This window comes from Rathayibacter sp. AC182, from assembly GCF_979253875.1.
The window spans coordinates 599,902-614,694 of sequence record NZ_CEEDEK010000003.1; the positions used below are offsets into that span (position 1 = coordinate 599,902).

A 14,793-nucleotide genomic window follows, 5' to 3' on the forward strand; every position below is an offset into this window, starting at 1 on the left:
TGTGCATCATCCGGGGCCGTGCATCCCCGGTCGGGAGAGGCCCCTGGAAAGGGTCGAACCCCGGTCCATCATAAGTGGACCGGGGTTCGGGGAGAGTGTGCGGAGACCCGCTGGGGGTCAGCGCTTCTCCTTGATCTTGGCCTTCTTGCCGCGCAGGTTGCGGAGGTAGTAGAGCTTCGCGCGACGCACGTCTCCGCGGGTGACGACCTCGATGTGGTCGATCACCGGGGAGTGCACCGGGAAGGTGCGCTCGACGCCGACCTGGAAGCTGACCTTGCGGACGGTGAAGGTCTCGCGGACGCCCTCGTTGGAGCGGCCGATGACGACGCCCTGGAAGATCTGGACGCGCGAGCGGGTTCCCTCGACGATGTTGACGTGGACCTTGACGGTGTCGCCCGCACGGAAGTCGGGGATGTCGGTCCGGAGTGACGCCGCATCGACGTTATCGAGGATGTGCATGTTCTATCGCTCTCCCGTGCCCGCCACAGGTCGAGCACCGTTTCGTGGGTGGGAAGTCGGTGCGCGCCCGCGTCGTAGCGGCTCCCCTGTGGCAGAGCCTGCGCGAGGCACAAGCGCTTATTCTGTCACGGCGCGGCGATCGGCGTCAAAGTGGAGACGGCGGGACGGTCGGCCGCGCTGCGACGGCGCGCTCCCCTCGGGGAAGGAGCGTCCGCTCGCGCGGTCAGAGGATGAGCGTCTGCCCGTCCTGGGGGCGCTCGGGATCGAAGCCGTCGCCCACCACGGGCCGCTGCCCGCCCTGCGCCTGCACCGCGGACGCCTCGGCGAACGCGATCAGCGTGGCGCGCGCGTCCTTCACGAACCGCCACAGGGAGTGACTGAGCGCCACGACCCCGAGGAGCACCGACAGCAGTCCGATCGCCCACGCCCCCGGAGGGAAGAAGCCGAGCGCGATCAGCGACGCGTGCCAGGCGCCGACCGCGGCGACGTCGCCCCACGCGGGGGTGCGAGTCGGCCGCACGGTCACCGAAACGCCACGATGCTCGCCACGGCGGCGAGGCTGAGCGCCAGAATGGGGAGGGCGATGACGAGACCGACGACGGTCCACCCGCTCGATCCCCCGAAGAGTCCGTACCCGAGGAGGATCCACAGGGCAGGACGATCGCGGCCGGATACTGCCAGGAACCGAATGCCCGTCGCGTGCGCATGCACCGACCGTACCCACCACCGCTGAGCAACGCCTCAGCGACCCCGGAGGATCAGGATGATCGAGCTGCGCACGCCCGCCGAGATCGAGGAGATGCGGCCCGCCGGCCGCTTCGTGGCCGAGGTCCTGCAGGCCACCGTCGCCGCCGCCGGGGTGGGAGTGAACCTCCTCGAGCTCGACCGCCTCGCGCACGACATGATCCGGAAGGCCGGGGCCGAGTCCTGCTACATCGACTACCACCCGTCCTTCGGGGCCAGCCCGTTCGGCAAGGTGATCTGCACCTCCGTCAACGACGCCGTGCTGCACGGCCTGCCGTTCGACTACCGCCTCGCGACGGCGATCTGCTGACCCTCGACTTCGCCGCCTCCGTGAACGGCTGGGTGTCCGACTCCGCCGTCAGCGTCGTGGTCGGCACGCCCCGTGCCGAGGACCTGGCGCTGATCGACACCACGACGCGCGCTCTCGACGCCGGCATCGCCGCGGCGAAGCCCGGCGGGAAGATCGGCGACATCTCGCCGCGATCGCCGCGGTCGCCCACGCCGAGGGGCTCACCATCAACACCGACTTCGGCGGGCACGGCGTCGGCCGCACGATGCACGGCGACCCGCACGTCCCGAACGACGGCCGTGCCGGACGCGGATTCCCCCTGCGCCCGGGGCTCGTGATCGCGATCGAGCCGTGGTTCCTGCAGACCACCGACGAGATCTTCACCGACAAGGACGGCTGGACCCTGCGCAGCCGCGACGGCTCGCGCGGCGCCCACATGGAGCACACGATCGCGATCACCGAGACGGGGAGCGTCGTCCTCACCGCACGCGACTGATCTCGCCGTCGCTCTGGACAGCGACACTATCGGATAGCAATACTCTCCGTATGCGCATCTCCCGAGCTCGGACGGCTGACCGGCGTCAGCGTCGCGACGATCAAGTACTACATCCGCGAGGGGATCCTCGCGGCGGGCGAGTCCTCGGCCCCCAGCGGGCGGAGTACGGTGACGACCACGTCGCACGGCTCCGCCTGCTCCGCGGCCTCATCGAGAGCGGAGGAGTCGGGATCGCCGGCGCGAAGCGGATCACGGCGGTCCTGGACAGCGGCGCCCCTCCGGCCCACGCGTTCGAGGTCGCCCAGGACGTGGTCTCGGCGCACGCCGACTCCGACTCCCCGCCACGGACGCCTCGCTCGAGCGGGTCCGCGCGCTCGTCGGGCCGATGATGCGAGCACCCTGCGGTCGCCACGGCCGCCCGGGCACTCGACGCGCTCGGGCGTCGGGAGAGTGCGATGACGCCGGACTGGCTCCAGCGCTACGAAGAGGCCGCCGAGCTGGTCGCCCGCGCCGACCTCGACGAGCTCGAGGCGCGCGCGAGCGTGAGCGAGCAGGCGTCGATCGCGGCGGTCGGCACCGCACTGGGCGATGTCGTGCTCCAGTCGCTCCGCCGCGTGGCGCAGGCCCGCGAGACGCAGCGCCGGTTCGCTCCGGCCGACGACTCGGCGGAGGCGGCGCGATGACCGCCGTGCGCGAGGCGCCGGTCGCCGACGCGGTCGCCCGCCCGCACCGCCCCCTGCTCGCTCTCGCGATCGCGATGGGCGTCGGCGCCCTCCTCTGCGCGGTCGCCCTCCTGCTCGACCCGCGCGAGCTCGGCGGGCAGTCGGTCTGGGCGAAGCCGCTGAAGTTCTGCCTCTCGATCGCGGTCTACTCGCTCACCCTCGCCTGGCTGATCGGCCTGCTCCCCCGCCGCCGCCGTCTCGGGCGGATCCTCGGCACCGTGGCCACCGCGGGCCTCGTCGTCGAGATGGTCGTCATCGGCGGTGCGGCGGCGGTCGGCGCCGCGAGCCACTTCGACGTGAGCACTCCTGCACTCGATGATGTGGACGACCATGGCCGTCTCGATCGTGGTCGTCCGGCTCGCCACTCTCGTGCTGGCGATCCTCCTGCCAGCCCGGCTGCACCTCGGCGACGGCGCGCTGACGACCGCCGTGCGAGGCAGGACTGGTCATCGGACTGATCGGGATGGCGCTCGCCTTCCTCGCGACCGGCCCGACCGCCGACCAGCTCTCGGACTACGGCGGAGTCGTCGGCGCCCATGCGGTCGGCGTCGCGGACGGCGGCCGGGACCCCGCTCCTGGGCTGGAGCACGACGGGCGGCGATCTGCGCATCCCGCACTTCCTCGGGATGCACGCTCTGCAGGTGCTGCCGCTGCTCGCCATCGGCCTCCGCCTGCTCGGACGCCGCCTGCCGGTCCTCGGCGAGGCGGCGGTGCGCGCCCGCCTGCTCGTCCTCGCCTCGGCCGGCTGGGCCGGTGCCGTCGCGATCCACCTGCTGGCAGGCGCTCCCGAGGGCAGTCGATCGTCGCACCGGACCCGCTCACCCTCACCGCCGGCCTCGTGCTCGGCGGCCTCCTCCTCGTCGGCACCGCCGTCGTGCTCGCCCGCCCCGTACCCCGGAGGTCTCCCGATGACCCGTCTGCTGAAGGGCTGGACTGCGCTGGCGCTGGTCTACCTCGTCCTCGCCGTCCTCGGTCTCGTCGGGACCTGGACGCACAACATCCCGCGGTGCTCGGGCGTCGACTTCCTCGGGGCCTGGTTCGACGGCGGACCGGCCGTGTCCTCGCTCACGACCGATCTGCTGATCGTCGCGATCGCAGCCGTCGCCCTGATCGTCGTCGAAGGACGCCGACTCGGGATGACGCGGCTGTGGGTCTACGTGCTGCTCGCACCGCTCGTCGCACTCGCGTTCGCGTTCCCGCTGTTCCTCGCGGTCCGCGAGCGGCACCTCGCCGCGCGGAGGGCGGACGGGTCGGAGAGGATCTGGGGCAGCAGCTCGGGGCGCACGCGGCGGGTGCGCTCGACGCTCTGCTCGTGACGCCAGGCGGCGATGGCTCCGTGGTTGCCGCTGAGCAGCACGGGAGGCACGTCGAGGCCGCGCCAGGACGCGGGCTTGGTGTAGCTGGGGTACTCGAGGAGGCCGTCGGAGTGGCTCTCCTCGACGAGGCTCGCAGGGTTGCCGACGACGCCGGGCACCAGGCGGCCGACAGCCTCGATCATGGCCATGACGGCGACCTCGCCGCCGTTCAGCACGTAGTCGCCGAGGCTGATCATCCGCACGCGGGCGCGGGTGGCGGTGTGGTCGACGACGCGCTGGTCGATGCCCTCGTAGCGGCCGCAGCCGAACACGAGCGCCTTCTCGTCGGCGAGCTGCCGGGCCGTGGCCTGCGTGAAGACCCCGCCGGCGGGCAGGGGAAGATCACGAGCGGATCCGCGTCGGCGTCGGCCTCGAGGATGCTGTCGAGCGCCTCACCCCGGCTCCGGCCGCATCACCATGCCGGCGCCGCCGCCGTAGGGCGTGTCGTCGACGGTGCGGTGCCGGTCGTGGGTGAACGAGCGCGAGATCGTGCACGCCGAGCTCGATCAGCCCGCTCGAGCGCGCGCCCGAGCAGGCTGATGTCGAGCACCCCGAAGAACTCCGGGAAGATCGTGACGATGTCGATCCTCACGACCGGGTGTCCTCCGCGGGCGCCTCGTCGTCGGTGGAGGCGGCGTCCGCTGCGGGAGTGCCGGAGTCGTCCTCGGCGGAGGCGTCGGACTCCTCGTCCTCGGCCCGAGTCGCGAGGGCCGAGTCGAAGGTCGACGTGCGAGAGGTCGACCTCGGCCGGCTCCACCTCGACGACCTCCTCGAAGGCCGGTGGAGAGCGTGACGGTGACGATCCCGCGCGACGGGATCGATCGACGGCACGATCGCGGTGACGAACGAGCACCATGACCTCGCCGGACGGGGTCGCAACGATGAGCAGGTCCTGCGCCGGGAAGTGGTCGACGCGGCGCACGGTGCCGACCTCGGCGCCGTCGCGGACGACCTTCATGCCGACGAGCTGGTAGTCGTACCAGAGTCGTCGTCGCCCGGCGCGGTGCGGACCTCCTCGTCGATCCAGAGGATCGCCTTGAGGAGGGTCTCGGCGGCGCTGCGGTCGTCGACGCCCTTGAAGAACACCGCGACGGGGTGGCTGTTGTACCAGCGGATGCTCCGACGAGCTCCGAGCTTCACCCTCGGCGTGCCACTCGGAGGTGCGGGGCACCTGCAACGCGTAGACGTGGATCGAGGGTGAAGCGCTTGTCGGGCTCGTCGGTGTAGAGCTCGAGTCTTGATGGCGCCCTTGAGGCCGTGCGCCTTGGTCAGTCGGGCGACTGCGCGGGCTGCGTCCTGCCCGGTTCGGGGGTCGGCGCTCTCCTTGTCGGTGTCGACGACGTCGGCGCTGGACGCGACGGCCGTCGGCGAAGAGCGGCGACCAGGGTACGCAGGACTGGCACTTGGCGGTTGCGACCGGAGCGTCCGATCACCGCGGCCGAGGTCCTCGGGGGTGCGCACCTCGAGGACCTCTCCGCGTGGGGAGCCCGTCGCCACGACACGGACCTCATCGGGGTTCCTCGACGATCCCCTTGACGAGGTGCTCGACGGCGGGAGCGAGCATGGACTGGGCCTCGGTGGAGGTCTCGTCGGCGGTGTCCTCGGCGGGGGCGGCCTTGGCCGGGCGCCCTCGGTCTTGGGCTTGAGGACGGGCTTCTTCTGCGCGTCGATGACGAAGGGGGCCTTGGGCTCCTTCACCTTGGCAGAGATCGCTGACGACGGCGTCGGCGTCGCCCTTGAAGCGGCCCCAGTCGCCGGTCAGCTTGAGGATCGCGGCGACCTGCTCGGTCGGCTGCGCGCCGACTCCGAGCCAGTACTGCGCGCGCTCCGAAGTCGACCTGGATGAACGAGGGGAGCTCCTCGGTGGGGTGGTACTTGCCGATCTCCTCGATCACGCACGGCCGTCGCGCCCGGTGCGCGAGTCGGCGACTGACGTCCCTGCGGTAGTAGGGCGCCGGATCTTGCCCAGGCGCTTCAGACGAATCTTGACAGCCACAATTCTCCTGTGTGGTCGTTGACCTGTAGAAGGTGCGGATGGATGAACTGAGCCGTGAGCAGTGGGGTCGCACCCGGCCGGAAGCTCGAGGGGGTTTCTTCGGCGGTGAGTAGAGGGTCGACCGCCTCGGACCCGACGGATCATTCTGCCAGAAAAAACCCCGGCGTGCGGGCGCGACATGCGGCTCATCGCGCGGGAGGACGCGCAGCCGCCCCCGGCCCCGCCCTCGGCCCCGTCCCGGCGGCTCGTGGGACGATGGGACCCGCGTCGCCGAAACCCGGTGGACGCCGGATCGACGAGAACGACGCCATGGAGATCAGCTTCGCCCAGTCCGACCGCTCCACACTCGGGATCGAGTGGGAGGTGCGCGATCGTCGACCGGCAGACGGGGGACACTCGCCAACGTCGCCGACGTCGTGCTGGAGGCTCTGCGCGGCGAGGACGGCGAGCCGCACGCCCATACCGGCGAGCTGCTGCGCAACACCGTCGAGCTCGTCTCGGGCGTGCACACACGCGAGGTCGGCGACGCCGTCGCGGATCTGCAGGACCAGCTGCGCCAGGTGCGCGAGATCACCGACCCGATGGGCCTGGACCTCGTCTGCCTCCGGCACCCGCCCGTTCGCGCAGTGGTACGACCAGAGCATCACCGACAAGGAGCGCTACCACCGGCTCATCGACCGGACCCAGTGGTGGGGCCGCAGCATGATGATCTGGGGCATCCACGATGCACGTGGGGATCGAGGACCGGGACAAGGTGGCGCCGCGATCCTGAACTCCCTGCTCGACTACTACCCGCACCTCCAGGCGCTCTCGGCCTCGAGCCCGTTCTGGGGCGGCGTCGACACCGGCTACGCGTCCAACCGCGCTCATGTTCCAGCAGCTGCCGACCGCCGGCCTCCGCGCGCGAGTTCGGAGCATGGGCGAACTACGAGGAGCGCGTCGACGACGTGATGCGCACCGGAGTCGTCGAGCGACCACACCGAGGTCACGCCGGGACATCCGCCCCTCGCCGCAGTGGGGGACGCTCGAGATGCGCGCGTGCGGCGGGCTCGTCCTCGGCCGAGGAGATCGGCGCCGTCGCCGCGCTCATCCAGTGCCTCGTCGAGCGACACCTGTCCACCCGGCTCGACGACGGCGAGGACCTGCCGACGATGCAGCCCTGGTACGTGCGCGAGAACAAGTGGCGGGCCGCCCGGTACGAAGCCTGGACGCCGAGATCATCCTCGACAGCGCGGGCGCCGAGCGCCTGGTGACGGACGACATCCGCACCGACCTCCTGGTGACGCGCGGCATCCGGTCGCCCCGGAGCGCCCTGGACTGCGCGAAGGGCTCGCCGACGTCGAGCTGGTCCTCGTCCGCGGGCGCGAAGCACGCAGCGGCGGCTGCGGGTCGCCGCGGCCCACGGCGGCGGCCTCCGTGCCGTCGTCCGAGGCGCTCGCGGGCGAGCTGCGCGACGGGCTGCGGGACCCGCTGGGCATGATCGCGACGCGGCGGCTTTCGCCGCGATCGGCGTGCTCGTGCTCGCTCTCGCGAAGTGCTCCTCCGCGGCGGAGCCCGCGTCCGAGTCCTCGGCGACGACCGCCCCCCTCGGCGACGAGCGCGCGCTCTCCGACGCCGGGGGCTCCCGCTGCCGGGGACCCCGCTCCGCTCGAGGTGGGCGGGGTCGAGTCCCCGCCGGTTCGAGGGTCACCGTGGTCGGCGACAGCATCGTCAGGGAGCCACGAGTGCTCGACGCCGGGGCGGCCTGGCCGGCTCTCGTCGGCGACGCGTTCGGCTGGACGGTGACGAGTCTCGGCTGCGACAGAGGGCGGCTTCGTGCGCTGGCGTACTGCAGGGAGCCGATCGGCGACCGCGCGGACGACATCGCCGCGACGTCGCCGGACGTCGTGATCGTCGTCGCGAGCAGCAGCGATCTCGGAACCCCGTCGAGGACGTGGTCGCCGCGATCCCGCCGGCCCGTGGACGCGACCGCCCGGGCCGTGCCGTCGGCGAGGAGCTGACCGCGCTCGAGCTTCCGTCTGGGGGCCTGACCCGCGACCCGGAGATCTGGACGCGTACGACGCCGCCCTGGTCGACGCCGTCGCGTCGGCCGGAGGCTCAGCGCTCGAAGTACCCGGACCCGCTGAGGACCGACTGGCCTCCTCGCCGAGGACGGCGTGCATCCCACCGAGGCCGGGCGGCTCGCTCTGGCGGAGGCGTTCGCGCTGGCCGCTCAGAAGGCGAAGGCCTGGGCGAGGAAGCGTGCCGGCCGACTCCCGACGCCCACCCGCGAGGAGTAGGGGCGGGCGGCCCGGGAGCCGCCCGCCCCTCGTCGCCCTCAGCTGGCTGGTGCTGTTCTTGCCGTGCCGCCCGCGACGGGAAGCTCGCGCACCGGCGCGAGGTCGATGTCCGGGTCCGCTGATGCCGAGTGTGAACAGGCGCGCTCGAGCTCGTGCTGCTGGTCGGCGGCGCGCGGACGCTCCGTCACCGCCCTCGGCGGGGATGTTCACCCCGGTCGACACCTCGATCGCCGACAGGTCGCGGCCGACCTTCCCGCACCAGTCGCCGAGGACGCCGAGCTTGCGCTCCAGGGTCGGGACGTCGGAGAAGCTGTGCCAGATGTCGGCGTGCTCGGCCACGATCCGCAGCGTCTTCTTCTCTCCGCCGCCGCCGATCATGACGGGGATCTCGCGGGTGGGAGCCGGGTTGAGCACGCCCCAGCGACTCCGGATGCGCGGCATCGCCTCGGAGCTCGTCCAGACGCGAGCCGGCGGTGCCGGGCACTCGTAGCCGTACTCCTGGTAGTCGCGCTCGAACCAGCCGGAGCCGATGCCGAAGATCAGGCGCCCCTCGGCGCCCTTGGCGCTGATGTGGTCGACGGTGCGGGCCATGTCGGCGAGCAGGTCGGGGTTCCGGTAGCTGTTGCAGGTGACGAGCGGGCCGAACTCGATGCGGCTGGTCTGCTCGGCCCAGGCGGCGAGCATGCTCCAGCCCTCGAAGTGCAGGCCGTCGGGCTCGCCGGAGAGCGGATAGAAGTGGTCCCAGTTGAAGGCGATGTCGACGCCGAGGTCCTCGAGCTCGGCGAGCGTGTCGCGGATGACCTCGTAGGAGACGTGCTGAGGGGCGATCTGGACGCCGATGCGGACCGGGCGCGCGGTGGTGGTTGTCATGCCCACCACGCTGGAGCCTCGACGGTGGCGGAGGTCCGCCGGTCGACGGGGATCTCGAGGGACGCCTGCTGGGCGAGCTCCTCGATCAGCGAGGGCCCCCACTGCGCAGGCTACTCGCCGGCCGGGTCCGGAGCTGCGGTCGGGGCCTCGTCGACCGTCGAGCGGGCGAGCTTGACGCGGTGGTCGCGCCCTCGTCGTCGAAGGGGCGGAGCCGGCCGCCGTCGATCGCGGCCATCGACGCCTCGGCGAAGATCGTCGGCAGCGCGACACCGTCGCAGGCGATGAACGTGCTCGGACCGGCGTCGACGCTGAGCGCGCCCTCGTCGTCGATCGCCCACTCCCCCTGCGCGCCGTTGCAGCCGTCGGAACCGGTCCAGGTCCCGTCGTCGGCGATGAGCAGGAAGGGCACCTCGGGCGACTCGTACGCACCCCGGTGATCCAGCGCCCGACGAGCTCCTCGGGCGCCGGAGCCGACATCGCCTCGGCGCCGGACGTCTCAGCGCGACCCGGTGAGCCCGAGCACGGCCACGGCCGCGAAAGCCGCCACGGCGAGGCTCCGCCGCACGGTCATCGACCGAGGAACTTCTGCAGCTGCTCCAGCTCCTCGAGGGTCGGCTGCGCCTGCGCGCCCGCGCCGCCACCGAGACCGAAGCCCGATCCGCCGGCGTCGCCGAAGGCGGGGCCGGACGTGATCGCCGCGTTCTCGGCCGCGCGCTTGGCCGGGTTGCCGACTTCGACGTCTTCTTCTTCTGCGGCTTCGGGCGGCCCTGGTAGCCGGCTCCGAGGCACAGGGCCCATGCCCGGCACGTTCGGCATGCCGCCCTTGGCGACGGTCTTCATCATCTTCGCGGCCTGCTCGAACAGCTGCACCAGCTGATTGACGTCGGTGACGGTCATGCCGGAACCGCGCGCGATGCGCAGGCGCCGCAGGCCGTTGAGGAAGCTTGGGGTTGATCCGCTCCGCCTTCGTCATCGACTGGATGATCGCCTCGGTGCGCACGATCTCGCGCTCGTCGAACTGGTCGAGCTGCTCGCGCATGCCCTTCGCGCCCGGGAGCATGCCGATCATCTTCTTGATCGAGCCCATGTTGCGCAGCTGCTGCATCTGGCCGAGGAAATCGTCGAGCGTGAACGAGTCGCTCATGATCTTCTCGGCGACCTTGCGCGCCTCGTCCTCGTCGAACGCGGACTGCGCCTGCTCGATGAGGGTCAGCACGTCGCCGAGGTCGAGGATCCGGCTCGCCATGCGGTCGGGGTGGAACTGCTCGAAGTCGTCGAGGCCCTCGCCCGTGGAGGCGAAGAGGATCGGACGCCCGGTCAGCGAGGCGACCGACAGCGCTGCTCCGCCTCGCGCGTCGCCGTCGAGCTTCGAGAGCACGACGCCGGTGAAGTCCACGCCCTCCTGGAAGGCCTTGGCCGTGGCGACGGCGTCCTGGCCGATCATCGCGTCGATGACGAAGAGGACCTCGTCGGGGTTCGTGACGCGGCGGATGTCGGACGCCTGCTTCATCATGTCGGCGTCGACGCCCAGGCGGCCGGCGGTGTCGATGATGACCGTGTCGTACTGCTTGTCGACGGCGAACTTGATCGCGTTCTGCGCGACCTTGACCAGGTTGCCGACCCCGTTGCCGGGCTCGGGAGCGTAGACCGCGACTCCGGCCTGCTCGCCGACGACCTGCAGCTGCTGCACCGCGTTGGGGCGCTGGAGGTCGGCCGCGACGAGGAGCAGGGTGTGCCCGTCCTTGCCGAGGTACTTGCCGAGCTTGCCGGCGAGGTCGTCTTGCCCGCACCCTGGAGGCCCGCGAGCATGATGACCGTCGGCGGACGCTTGGCGAACTCGAGGCGGCGCGACTGCCCGCCGAGGATCGCGACGAGTTCCTCGTTGACGATCTGGACGACCTGCTGAGCCGGGTTCAGCGCCTTGTTGACCTCGTCGCCGAGGGCGCGTTCGCGGACCTTGCCGGTGAAGGCCTTGACCACGTCCAGCGCCACGTCGGCGTCGAGCAGGGCGCGCCGGATCTCGCGAACGGTGCCGTCGACGTCGAGGCCGAGCTTGCCCTTCGTGCGCAGGTTCTTGAAGGTCTCGACGAGTCGATCGGAGAGGGTGCCGAAAGTAGCCATGATGCCCGGAATTCTACCGGAGCCGCGGAGTGCTCGGTTCTGCCGCCGTTCCTCCCGGATTAACTTGGGCTGAGTGCAGGAATGCGTCTAGGGTGACGATGTGATCGAGACTCTGCTGGCGGGCGACTCCGCCGATCCCCTGGACTACCGCGACGGCTGGGAGCTGCAGCGCCGGCTCCACGACGAGGTCGTCGCCGGGCGCGACGGCGTGCTGGTGCTCTGCGAGCACGCGTCCGTCTACACGGCGGGCAAGCGGACCGAGGCGCACGAGCGCCCGGTCGACGGCTCCCCCGTGGTCGACGTCGACCGCGGCGGCCGGATCACCTGGCACGGACCGGGTCAGCTCGTCGGCTACCCGATCGTGCGGCTGCGCGAACCGGTCGACGTGGTCGCCTATGTCCGCTCGCTCGAGGGGATGCTGATCGCCGTTCTCGCCGACCCTGGGCGTCGCGGGCGAGCGCATCGACGGACGCTCGGGAGTCTGGATCCGCCGGCCGCTCGGCGCGGACAAGATCGCCGCCATCGGCATCCGGGTGGCAGGAGGCGTGACGATGCACGGCTTCGCCCTCAACGTCTCGAACAGCCTCGGGCCCTACTCCCGCATCGTCGCCTGCGGCATCGCGGACGCCGGAGTGACGACGATCGAGCGCGAGACGGGGAGCGAGGTCTCGATGGAGGCGGTGCGCGCCCTGGTCGATCGGCGGTTCCGCGAGTGCTCGCTCGAGTTCTCGGCCGAGCAGGCCGCGGTGGTGGCCGCGTGAGCGCCGAGGTGGGCGGACGCAAGCTGCTCCGGCTCGAGATCCGCAACGCCGAGACTCCGATCGAGCGCAAGCCCGACTGGATCAAGACCAAGGCCACCATGGGGCCGGAGTACCGCCAGCTGCAGTCGCTCGTGAAGAGCGAGGAGCTGCCACGGTCTGCCAGGAAGCGGGCTGCCCCAACATCTTCGAGTGCTGGGAGGACCGCGAGGCCACGTTCCTCATCGGCGGCGCGCAGTGCACCCGCCGCTGCGACTTCTGCCAGATCGACACCGGCAAGCCCGCCGACTACGACGCCGACGAGCCGCGGCGCGTGGGCGAATCGGTGGCGCGGATGAACCTCCGCTATGCCACGGTCACCGGAGTCGCGCGCGACGACCTGGCGGACGAGGGCTCCTGGCTCTACGCCGAGACGATCCGGCAGATCCACGCCCAGTCCCCGGAACGGGAAGTCGAGATCCTCGTGCCCGACTTCACCGGACGTCCGGAGCACCTCGGGCGCGTGTTCGACGCGCGCCCGGAGGTGTTCGCGCACAACGTCGAGACCGTGCCGCGGATCTTCAAGCGGATCCGGCCCGCGTTCCGCTACGAGCGCTCGCTGGACGTGCTGACCCAGGGGCGGGACGCGGGGCTTATCACGAAGTCGAACCTCATCCTGGGCATGGGCGAGGAGCGCGAGGAGATCTCGCAGGCCCTGCAGGACCTGCACGACGCCGGCACCGACCTCCTGACGATCACGCAGTACCTGCGGCCGACCCCGCGGCACCTGCCGGTGGACCGCTGGGTGCACCCGGAGGAGTTCGTCGCGATCAAGGAGGAGGCGGAGGACATCGGGTTCCTCGGCGTGCTCTCGGGGCCGCTCGTGCGCTCGTCCTACCGGGCGGGCCGCCTGTGGGCGCAGTCGATGGAGTCGAAGGGGCGGCCGGTGCCGGAGCACCTGCGGCACCTCGCTGATGCGGCGCTGGGGTTCTCCCAGGCGGTGTGACCGCTCCTGCGTCGGCGTGGCTGCTCACCGGACGCGGATCGGCGGACCGCGTCCGGTGGCGTCCGCGTATCCTGGCGGCATGTCAGCCGTGACGGAGTACGCGAGCACCATGCGTCGGACGATCGACGCGCGACGCGACGCGCTCGTCGCGGTGCTCGCCCATTACGGCGCGACCAACCCCCGGCTCTTCGGGTCGGTCGCTCGGGGAGACGCCGGACCGGGCAGCGATGTGGACCTCCTCGTCGATCTCGACGAAGGAGCGGGAAATCCACTCCTCCGAGTCGCCGGCATCGGAGAGGAGCTCGGCGGGCTCCTCGGTGTACGGGTCGACGTCGTGGCGGAGTCGCTGCTGCGGGACCCGGTGGCGACGAGCGCACGACGTGACATGGTTCCGTTGTGAGGAGGTCGGTCGAGGAGCGGTTCTCGGACATCCTCGCGGCGATCGACCGTTGCCTCGAGTACAGAGAGCATCTCGGCGGTGGCGACACCGCCCTCGCGCGGATGGCGCTCGACGCCGTCCTCCGGAACCTCGCGGTGATCGGCGAGGCGGTGCGCGCGCTGCCGGTCGAGGAGCGCGACGGATTCGCGGCTGTCCCGTGGGCGGCGATCGCGGGACTGCGGAACGTCATCGTGCACGAGTACTTCCGGATCCAGCCCGAACTGATCCTCGGCATCCTCGACGACGAGCTGATCTCCCTCGCCAACGCCCTCCCGCGCCCGACGACGCTGATCCGGCCTCGCCTCCGGTGACCGGCAGAGGTGGGCGGTACCGCCGTGGACGTCTTCCGGTGCTCAGCCGACGAGCTGCTGGGCGAAGACGTGCGGGGTGAAGCCGGTGAGGTCGCCGATGCCCTCGCCCTGGCCGACGAGCTTGATCGGGATGCCCGTGCGCTCCTGGACGGCGAGGACGAACCCGCCCTTGGCGGAGCCGTCGAGCTTCGTGATGACGAGGCCCGTCACTCCGGCGTGCTCGATGAACGCCTCGGCCTGGCTCAGCCCGTTCTGACCGGTCGTCGCGTCGAGCACGAGCAGGATCTCGGAGATGGGCGCCTGCTTCTCGATGACGCGCTTGATCTTGCCGAGCTCGTCCATCAGCCCGCCCTTGGTGTGCAGGCGGCCGGCGGTGTCGATGATGACCATCTCGATGCCGTTGTCCTTCGCGAACTGGACGGTCTGGAAGGCGACCGAGGCCGGGTCCTGGCGCTCCTGCTGCGGGCGCACGATCTGCGCGTCGGCGCGCTGGGCCCAGGTGGCGAGCTGGTCGACGGCGGCGGCGCGGAACGTGTCGGCCGCTCCGACCACGACGCTCCGGTCGTAGTTGCGGAGGAACTTGGCGAACTTGCCGATGGTCGTGGTCTTGCCCACTCCGTTGACGCCCACGACGAGGATCACGGCCGGGCGCTCGCTGAGCTTGAGCGTCGTGTCGTACTTCGACAGCCGCTCCTCCATCGACTCGCGGAGCATGCGCCGGAGGTCGCGCGGATCGGTCGTGCTGTAGCGCTCGACCTTCGCACGGAGGTCCTCGACGATCTCCTCGGTGATGTCGGGACCGAAGTCGGCGGTGATGAGCGCGGTCTCGAGGTCGTCCCACGTCTGGTCGTCGATCGTGCGCTTCTCGAACAGGCCGCGCAGTGCGCGGCCGAGCGACCAGGAGGTGCGTTCAGCCATGTGCTCCAGGGTACCGGCGACGGCTCGGCCCGACCGCCTCTGCCGAGGGAA

General features: G+C 71.2%; 15 protein-coding genes and 6 pseudogenes. 11 read left to right on the forward strand and 10 right to left on the reverse strand.

Features of this window, described 5'->3' with window-relative positions; translation table 11 throughout:
• Window positions 1–117 precede the first annotated feature (117 nt).
• Together rplS and AC0CII_RS06285 are read right to left on the reverse strand one after the other, a co-directional pair.
• Entirely contained in the window at window positions 118–459 is a 342-nt protein-coding gene (gene rplS / locus AC0CII_RS06280; protein WP_207402350.1) for a 50S ribosomal protein L19, read from the reverse strand.
• 223 nt (window positions 460–682) lie between these two features.
• Window positions 683–985 (reverse strand): hypothetical protein, encoded by a 303-nt coding sequence (locus tag AC0CII_RS06285; RefSeq protein ID WP_465228897.1) that lies wholly within the window; start codon window positions 983–985, stop codon window positions 683–685.
• Window positions 986–1,222: 237 nt separating this feature from the next.
• Between AC0CII_RS06285 and map the strand changes: the two are divergent.
• The 5 genes and pseudogenes from map (at window position 1,223) to AC0CII_RS06310 (ending at window position 4,026) form a co-directional block, all read left to right on the forward strand.
• Window positions 1,223–1,988: pseudogene (map, locus tag AC0CII_RS06290) on the forward strand (type I methionyl aminopeptidase).
• A 50-nt stretch (window positions 1,989–2,038) separates the two neighbouring features.
• Complete coding sequence (locus AC0CII_RS06295; RefSeq protein WP_465228898.1) at window positions 2,039–2,377, forward strand: MerR family transcriptional regulator; 339 nt, start codon at window positions 2,039–2,041, stop codon at window positions 2,375–2,377.
• A 66-nt stretch (window positions 2,378–2,443) separates the two neighbouring features.
• Window positions 2,444–2,671: a hypothetical protein gene (locus tag AC0CII_RS06300; RefSeq protein ID WP_465228899.1), complete on the forward strand. Its 228-nt coding sequence runs from the start codon at window positions 2,444–2,446 to the stop codon at window positions 2,669–2,671.
• Complete coding sequence (locus tag AC0CII_RS06305; RefSeq protein ID WP_465228900.1) at window positions 2,668–3,168, forward strand: hypothetical protein; 501 nt, start codon at window positions 2,668–2,670, stop codon at window positions 3,166–3,168. Before AC0CII_RS06300 ends, AC0CII_RS06305 begins: the two co-directional genes overlap by 4 nt.
• A gap of 78 nt (window positions 3,169–3,246) precedes the next feature.
• The gene (locus AC0CII_RS06310) at window positions 3,247–4,026 is read left to right on the forward strand and encodes a DUF2834 domain-containing protein (RefSeq protein WP_465228901.1); all 780 of its coding nucleotides are present in this window, start codon (window positions 3,247–3,249) and stop codon (window positions 4,024–4,026) included.
• Between the two features lie 8 nt (window positions 4,027–4,034).
• On the opposite strand, the pseudogene trmD reads toward AC0CII_RS06310, so the two are convergent.
• From trmD to rpsP, 4 genes and pseudogenes are all read right to left on the reverse strand, one after another.
• Window positions 4,035–4,553, reverse strand: a pseudogene (gene trmD, locus AC0CII_RS06315) (tRNA (guanine(37)-N(1))-methyltransferase); the annotation flags it as partial.
• Window positions 4,478–5,023, reverse strand: a complete 546-nt coding sequence (locus AC0CII_RS06320) for a hypothetical protein (RefSeq protein ID WP_465228902.1) — start codon at window positions 5,021–5,023, stop codon at window positions 4,478–4,480. The pseudogene trmD and the gene AC0CII_RS06320, both read right to left, overlap by 76 nt.
• A complete protein-coding gene (locus AC0CII_RS06325) occupies window positions 5,020–5,562 on the reverse strand; it encodes a ribosome maturation factor RimM (protein WP_465229075.1) in 543 nt (180 codons plus the stop codon). The genes AC0CII_RS06320 and AC0CII_RS06325 overlap by 4 nt, the downstream gene beginning before the upstream one ends.
• Window positions 5,563–5,676: 114 nt before the next feature.
• Window positions 5,677–6,061: pseudogene (gene rpsP / locus AC0CII_RS06330) on the reverse strand (30S ribosomal protein S16); the annotation flags it as partial.
• A gap of 309 nt (window positions 6,062–6,370) precedes the next feature.
• Between rpsP and AC0CII_RS06335 the strand changes: the two are divergent.
• Together AC0CII_RS06335 and AC0CII_RS06340 are read left to right on the forward strand one after the other, a co-directional pair.
• Window positions 6,371–7,012, forward strand: a complete 642-nt coding sequence (locus tag AC0CII_RS06335; RefSeq protein ID WP_465228903.1) for a glutamate-cysteine ligase family protein — start codon at window positions 6,371–6,373, stop codon at window positions 7,010–7,012.
• On the forward strand, window positions 7,012–7,314 hold the full coding sequence (locus AC0CII_RS06340) for a glutamate-cysteine ligase family protein (RefSeq protein WP_465229076.1): 303 nt from the start codon (window positions 7,012–7,014) through the stop codon (window positions 7,312–7,314). The genes AC0CII_RS06335 and AC0CII_RS06340 overlap by 1 nt, the downstream gene beginning before the upstream one ends.
• On the opposite strand, the gene AC0CII_RS06345 is transcribed toward AC0CII_RS06340, so the two are convergent.
• The 3 genes and pseudogenes from AC0CII_RS06345 to ffh form a co-directional block, all read right to left on the reverse strand.
• Window positions 7,279–9,210: an LLM class F420-dependent oxidoreductase gene (locus AC0CII_RS06345; protein WP_465228904.1), complete on the reverse strand. Its 1,932-nt coding sequence runs from the start codon at window positions 9,208–9,210 to the stop codon at window positions 7,279–7,281. The two genes, AC0CII_RS06340 and AC0CII_RS06345, sit on opposite strands and share 36 nt — an antisense overlap.
• 85 nt (window positions 9,211–9,295) lie before the next feature.
• Window positions 9,296–9,619 carry an META domain-containing protein gene (locus AC0CII_RS06350; protein WP_465228905.1) on the reverse strand — a complete coding sequence of 108 codons (324 nt, stop codon included), beginning with the start codon at window positions 9,617–9,619 and terminating at the stop codon, window positions 9,296–9,298.
• A gap of 158 nt (window positions 9,620–9,777) precedes the next feature.
• A pseudogene (ffh, locus tag AC0CII_RS06355) lies at window positions 9,778–11,331 on the reverse strand (signal recognition particle protein).
• A 100-nt stretch (window positions 11,332–11,431) separates the two neighbouring features.
• Here ffh and lipB point away from each other — a divergent pair.
• The 4 genes and pseudogenes from lipB to AC0CII_RS06375 all read left to right on the forward strand — a co-directional run bounded on the left by lipB (window position 11,432) and on the right by AC0CII_RS06375 (window position 13,824).
• A pseudogene (gene lipB / locus AC0CII_RS06360) lies at window positions 11,432–12,092 on the forward strand (lipoyl(octanoyl) transferase LipB).
• Window positions 12,089–13,074, forward strand: a pseudogene (gene lipA / locus AC0CII_RS06365) (lipoyl synthase). The pseudogenes lipB and lipA overlap by 4 nt, the downstream one beginning before the upstream one ends.
• Before the next feature lie 79 nt (window positions 13,075–13,153).
• On the forward strand, window positions 13,154–13,474 hold the full coding sequence (locus AC0CII_RS06370) for a nucleotidyltransferase family protein (protein ID WP_465228906.1): 321 nt from the start codon (window positions 13,154–13,156) through the stop codon (window positions 13,472–13,474).
• Window positions 13,471–13,824 (forward strand): HepT-like ribonuclease domain-containing protein, encoded by a 354-nt coding sequence (locus AC0CII_RS06375; protein WP_465228907.1) that lies wholly within the window; start codon window positions 13,471–13,473, stop codon window positions 13,822–13,824. The genes AC0CII_RS06370 and AC0CII_RS06375 overlap by 4 nt, the downstream gene beginning before the upstream one ends.
• Before the next feature lie 42 nt (window positions 13,825–13,866).
• Here the strand turns inward: AC0CII_RS06375 and ftsY are convergent, their stop codons facing one another.
• On the reverse strand, window positions 13,867–14,742 hold the full coding sequence (gene ftsY / locus AC0CII_RS06380; RefSeq protein WP_465225712.1) for a signal recognition particle-docking protein FtsY: 876 nt from the start codon (window positions 14,740–14,742) through the stop codon (window positions 13,867–13,869).
• Window positions 14,743–14,793 lie beyond the last annotated feature (51 nt).

Bases quoted from the DNA above. Each gene is read 5' to 3' on its own strand.
- AC0CII_RS06305 (WP_465228900.1), top strand. From the start codon at position 2,668: ATGACCGCCGTGCGCGAGGCGCCGGTCGCCGACGCGGTCGCCCGCCCG.
- AC0CII_RS06295 (WP_465228898.1), top strand. From the start codon at position 2,039: ATGCGCATCTCCCGAGCTCGGACGGCTGACCGGCGTCAGCGTCGCGAC.
- ftsY (WP_465225712.1), bottom strand. From the start codon at position 14,742: ATGGCTGAACGCACCTCCTGGTCGCTCGGCCGCGCACTGCGCGGCCTG.
- AC0CII_RS06300 (WP_465228899.1), top strand. From the start codon at position 2,444: ATGACGCCGGACTGGCTCCAGCGCTACGAAGAGGCCGCCGAGCTGGTC.
- AC0CII_RS06345 (WP_465228904.1), bottom strand. From the start codon at position 9,210: ATGACAACCACCACCGCGCGCCCGGTCCGCATCGGCGTCCAGATCGCC.
- AC0CII_RS06320 (WP_465228902.1), bottom strand. From the start codon at position 5,023: ATGAAGGTCGTCCGCGACGGCGCCGAGGTCGGCACCGTGCGCCGCGTC.
- rplS (WP_207402350.1), bottom strand. From the start codon at position 459: ATGCACATCCTCGATAACGTCGATGCGGCGTCACTCCGGACCGACATC.
- AC0CII_RS06335 (WP_465228903.1), top strand. From the start codon at position 6,371: ATGGAGATCAGCTTCGCCCAGTCCGACCGCTCCACACTCGGGATCGAG.
- AC0CII_RS06340 (WP_465229076.1), top strand. From the start codon at position 7,012: ATGCGCACCGGAGTCGTCGAGCGACCACACCGAGGTCACGCCGGGACA.
- AC0CII_RS06310 (WP_465228901.1), top strand. From the start codon at position 3,247: ATGCGGTCGGCGTCGCGGACGGCGGCCGGGACCCCGCTCCTGGGCTGG.
- AC0CII_RS06370 (WP_465228906.1), top strand. From the start codon at position 13,154: ATGTCAGCCGTGACGGAGTACGCGAGCACCATGCGTCGGACGATCGAC.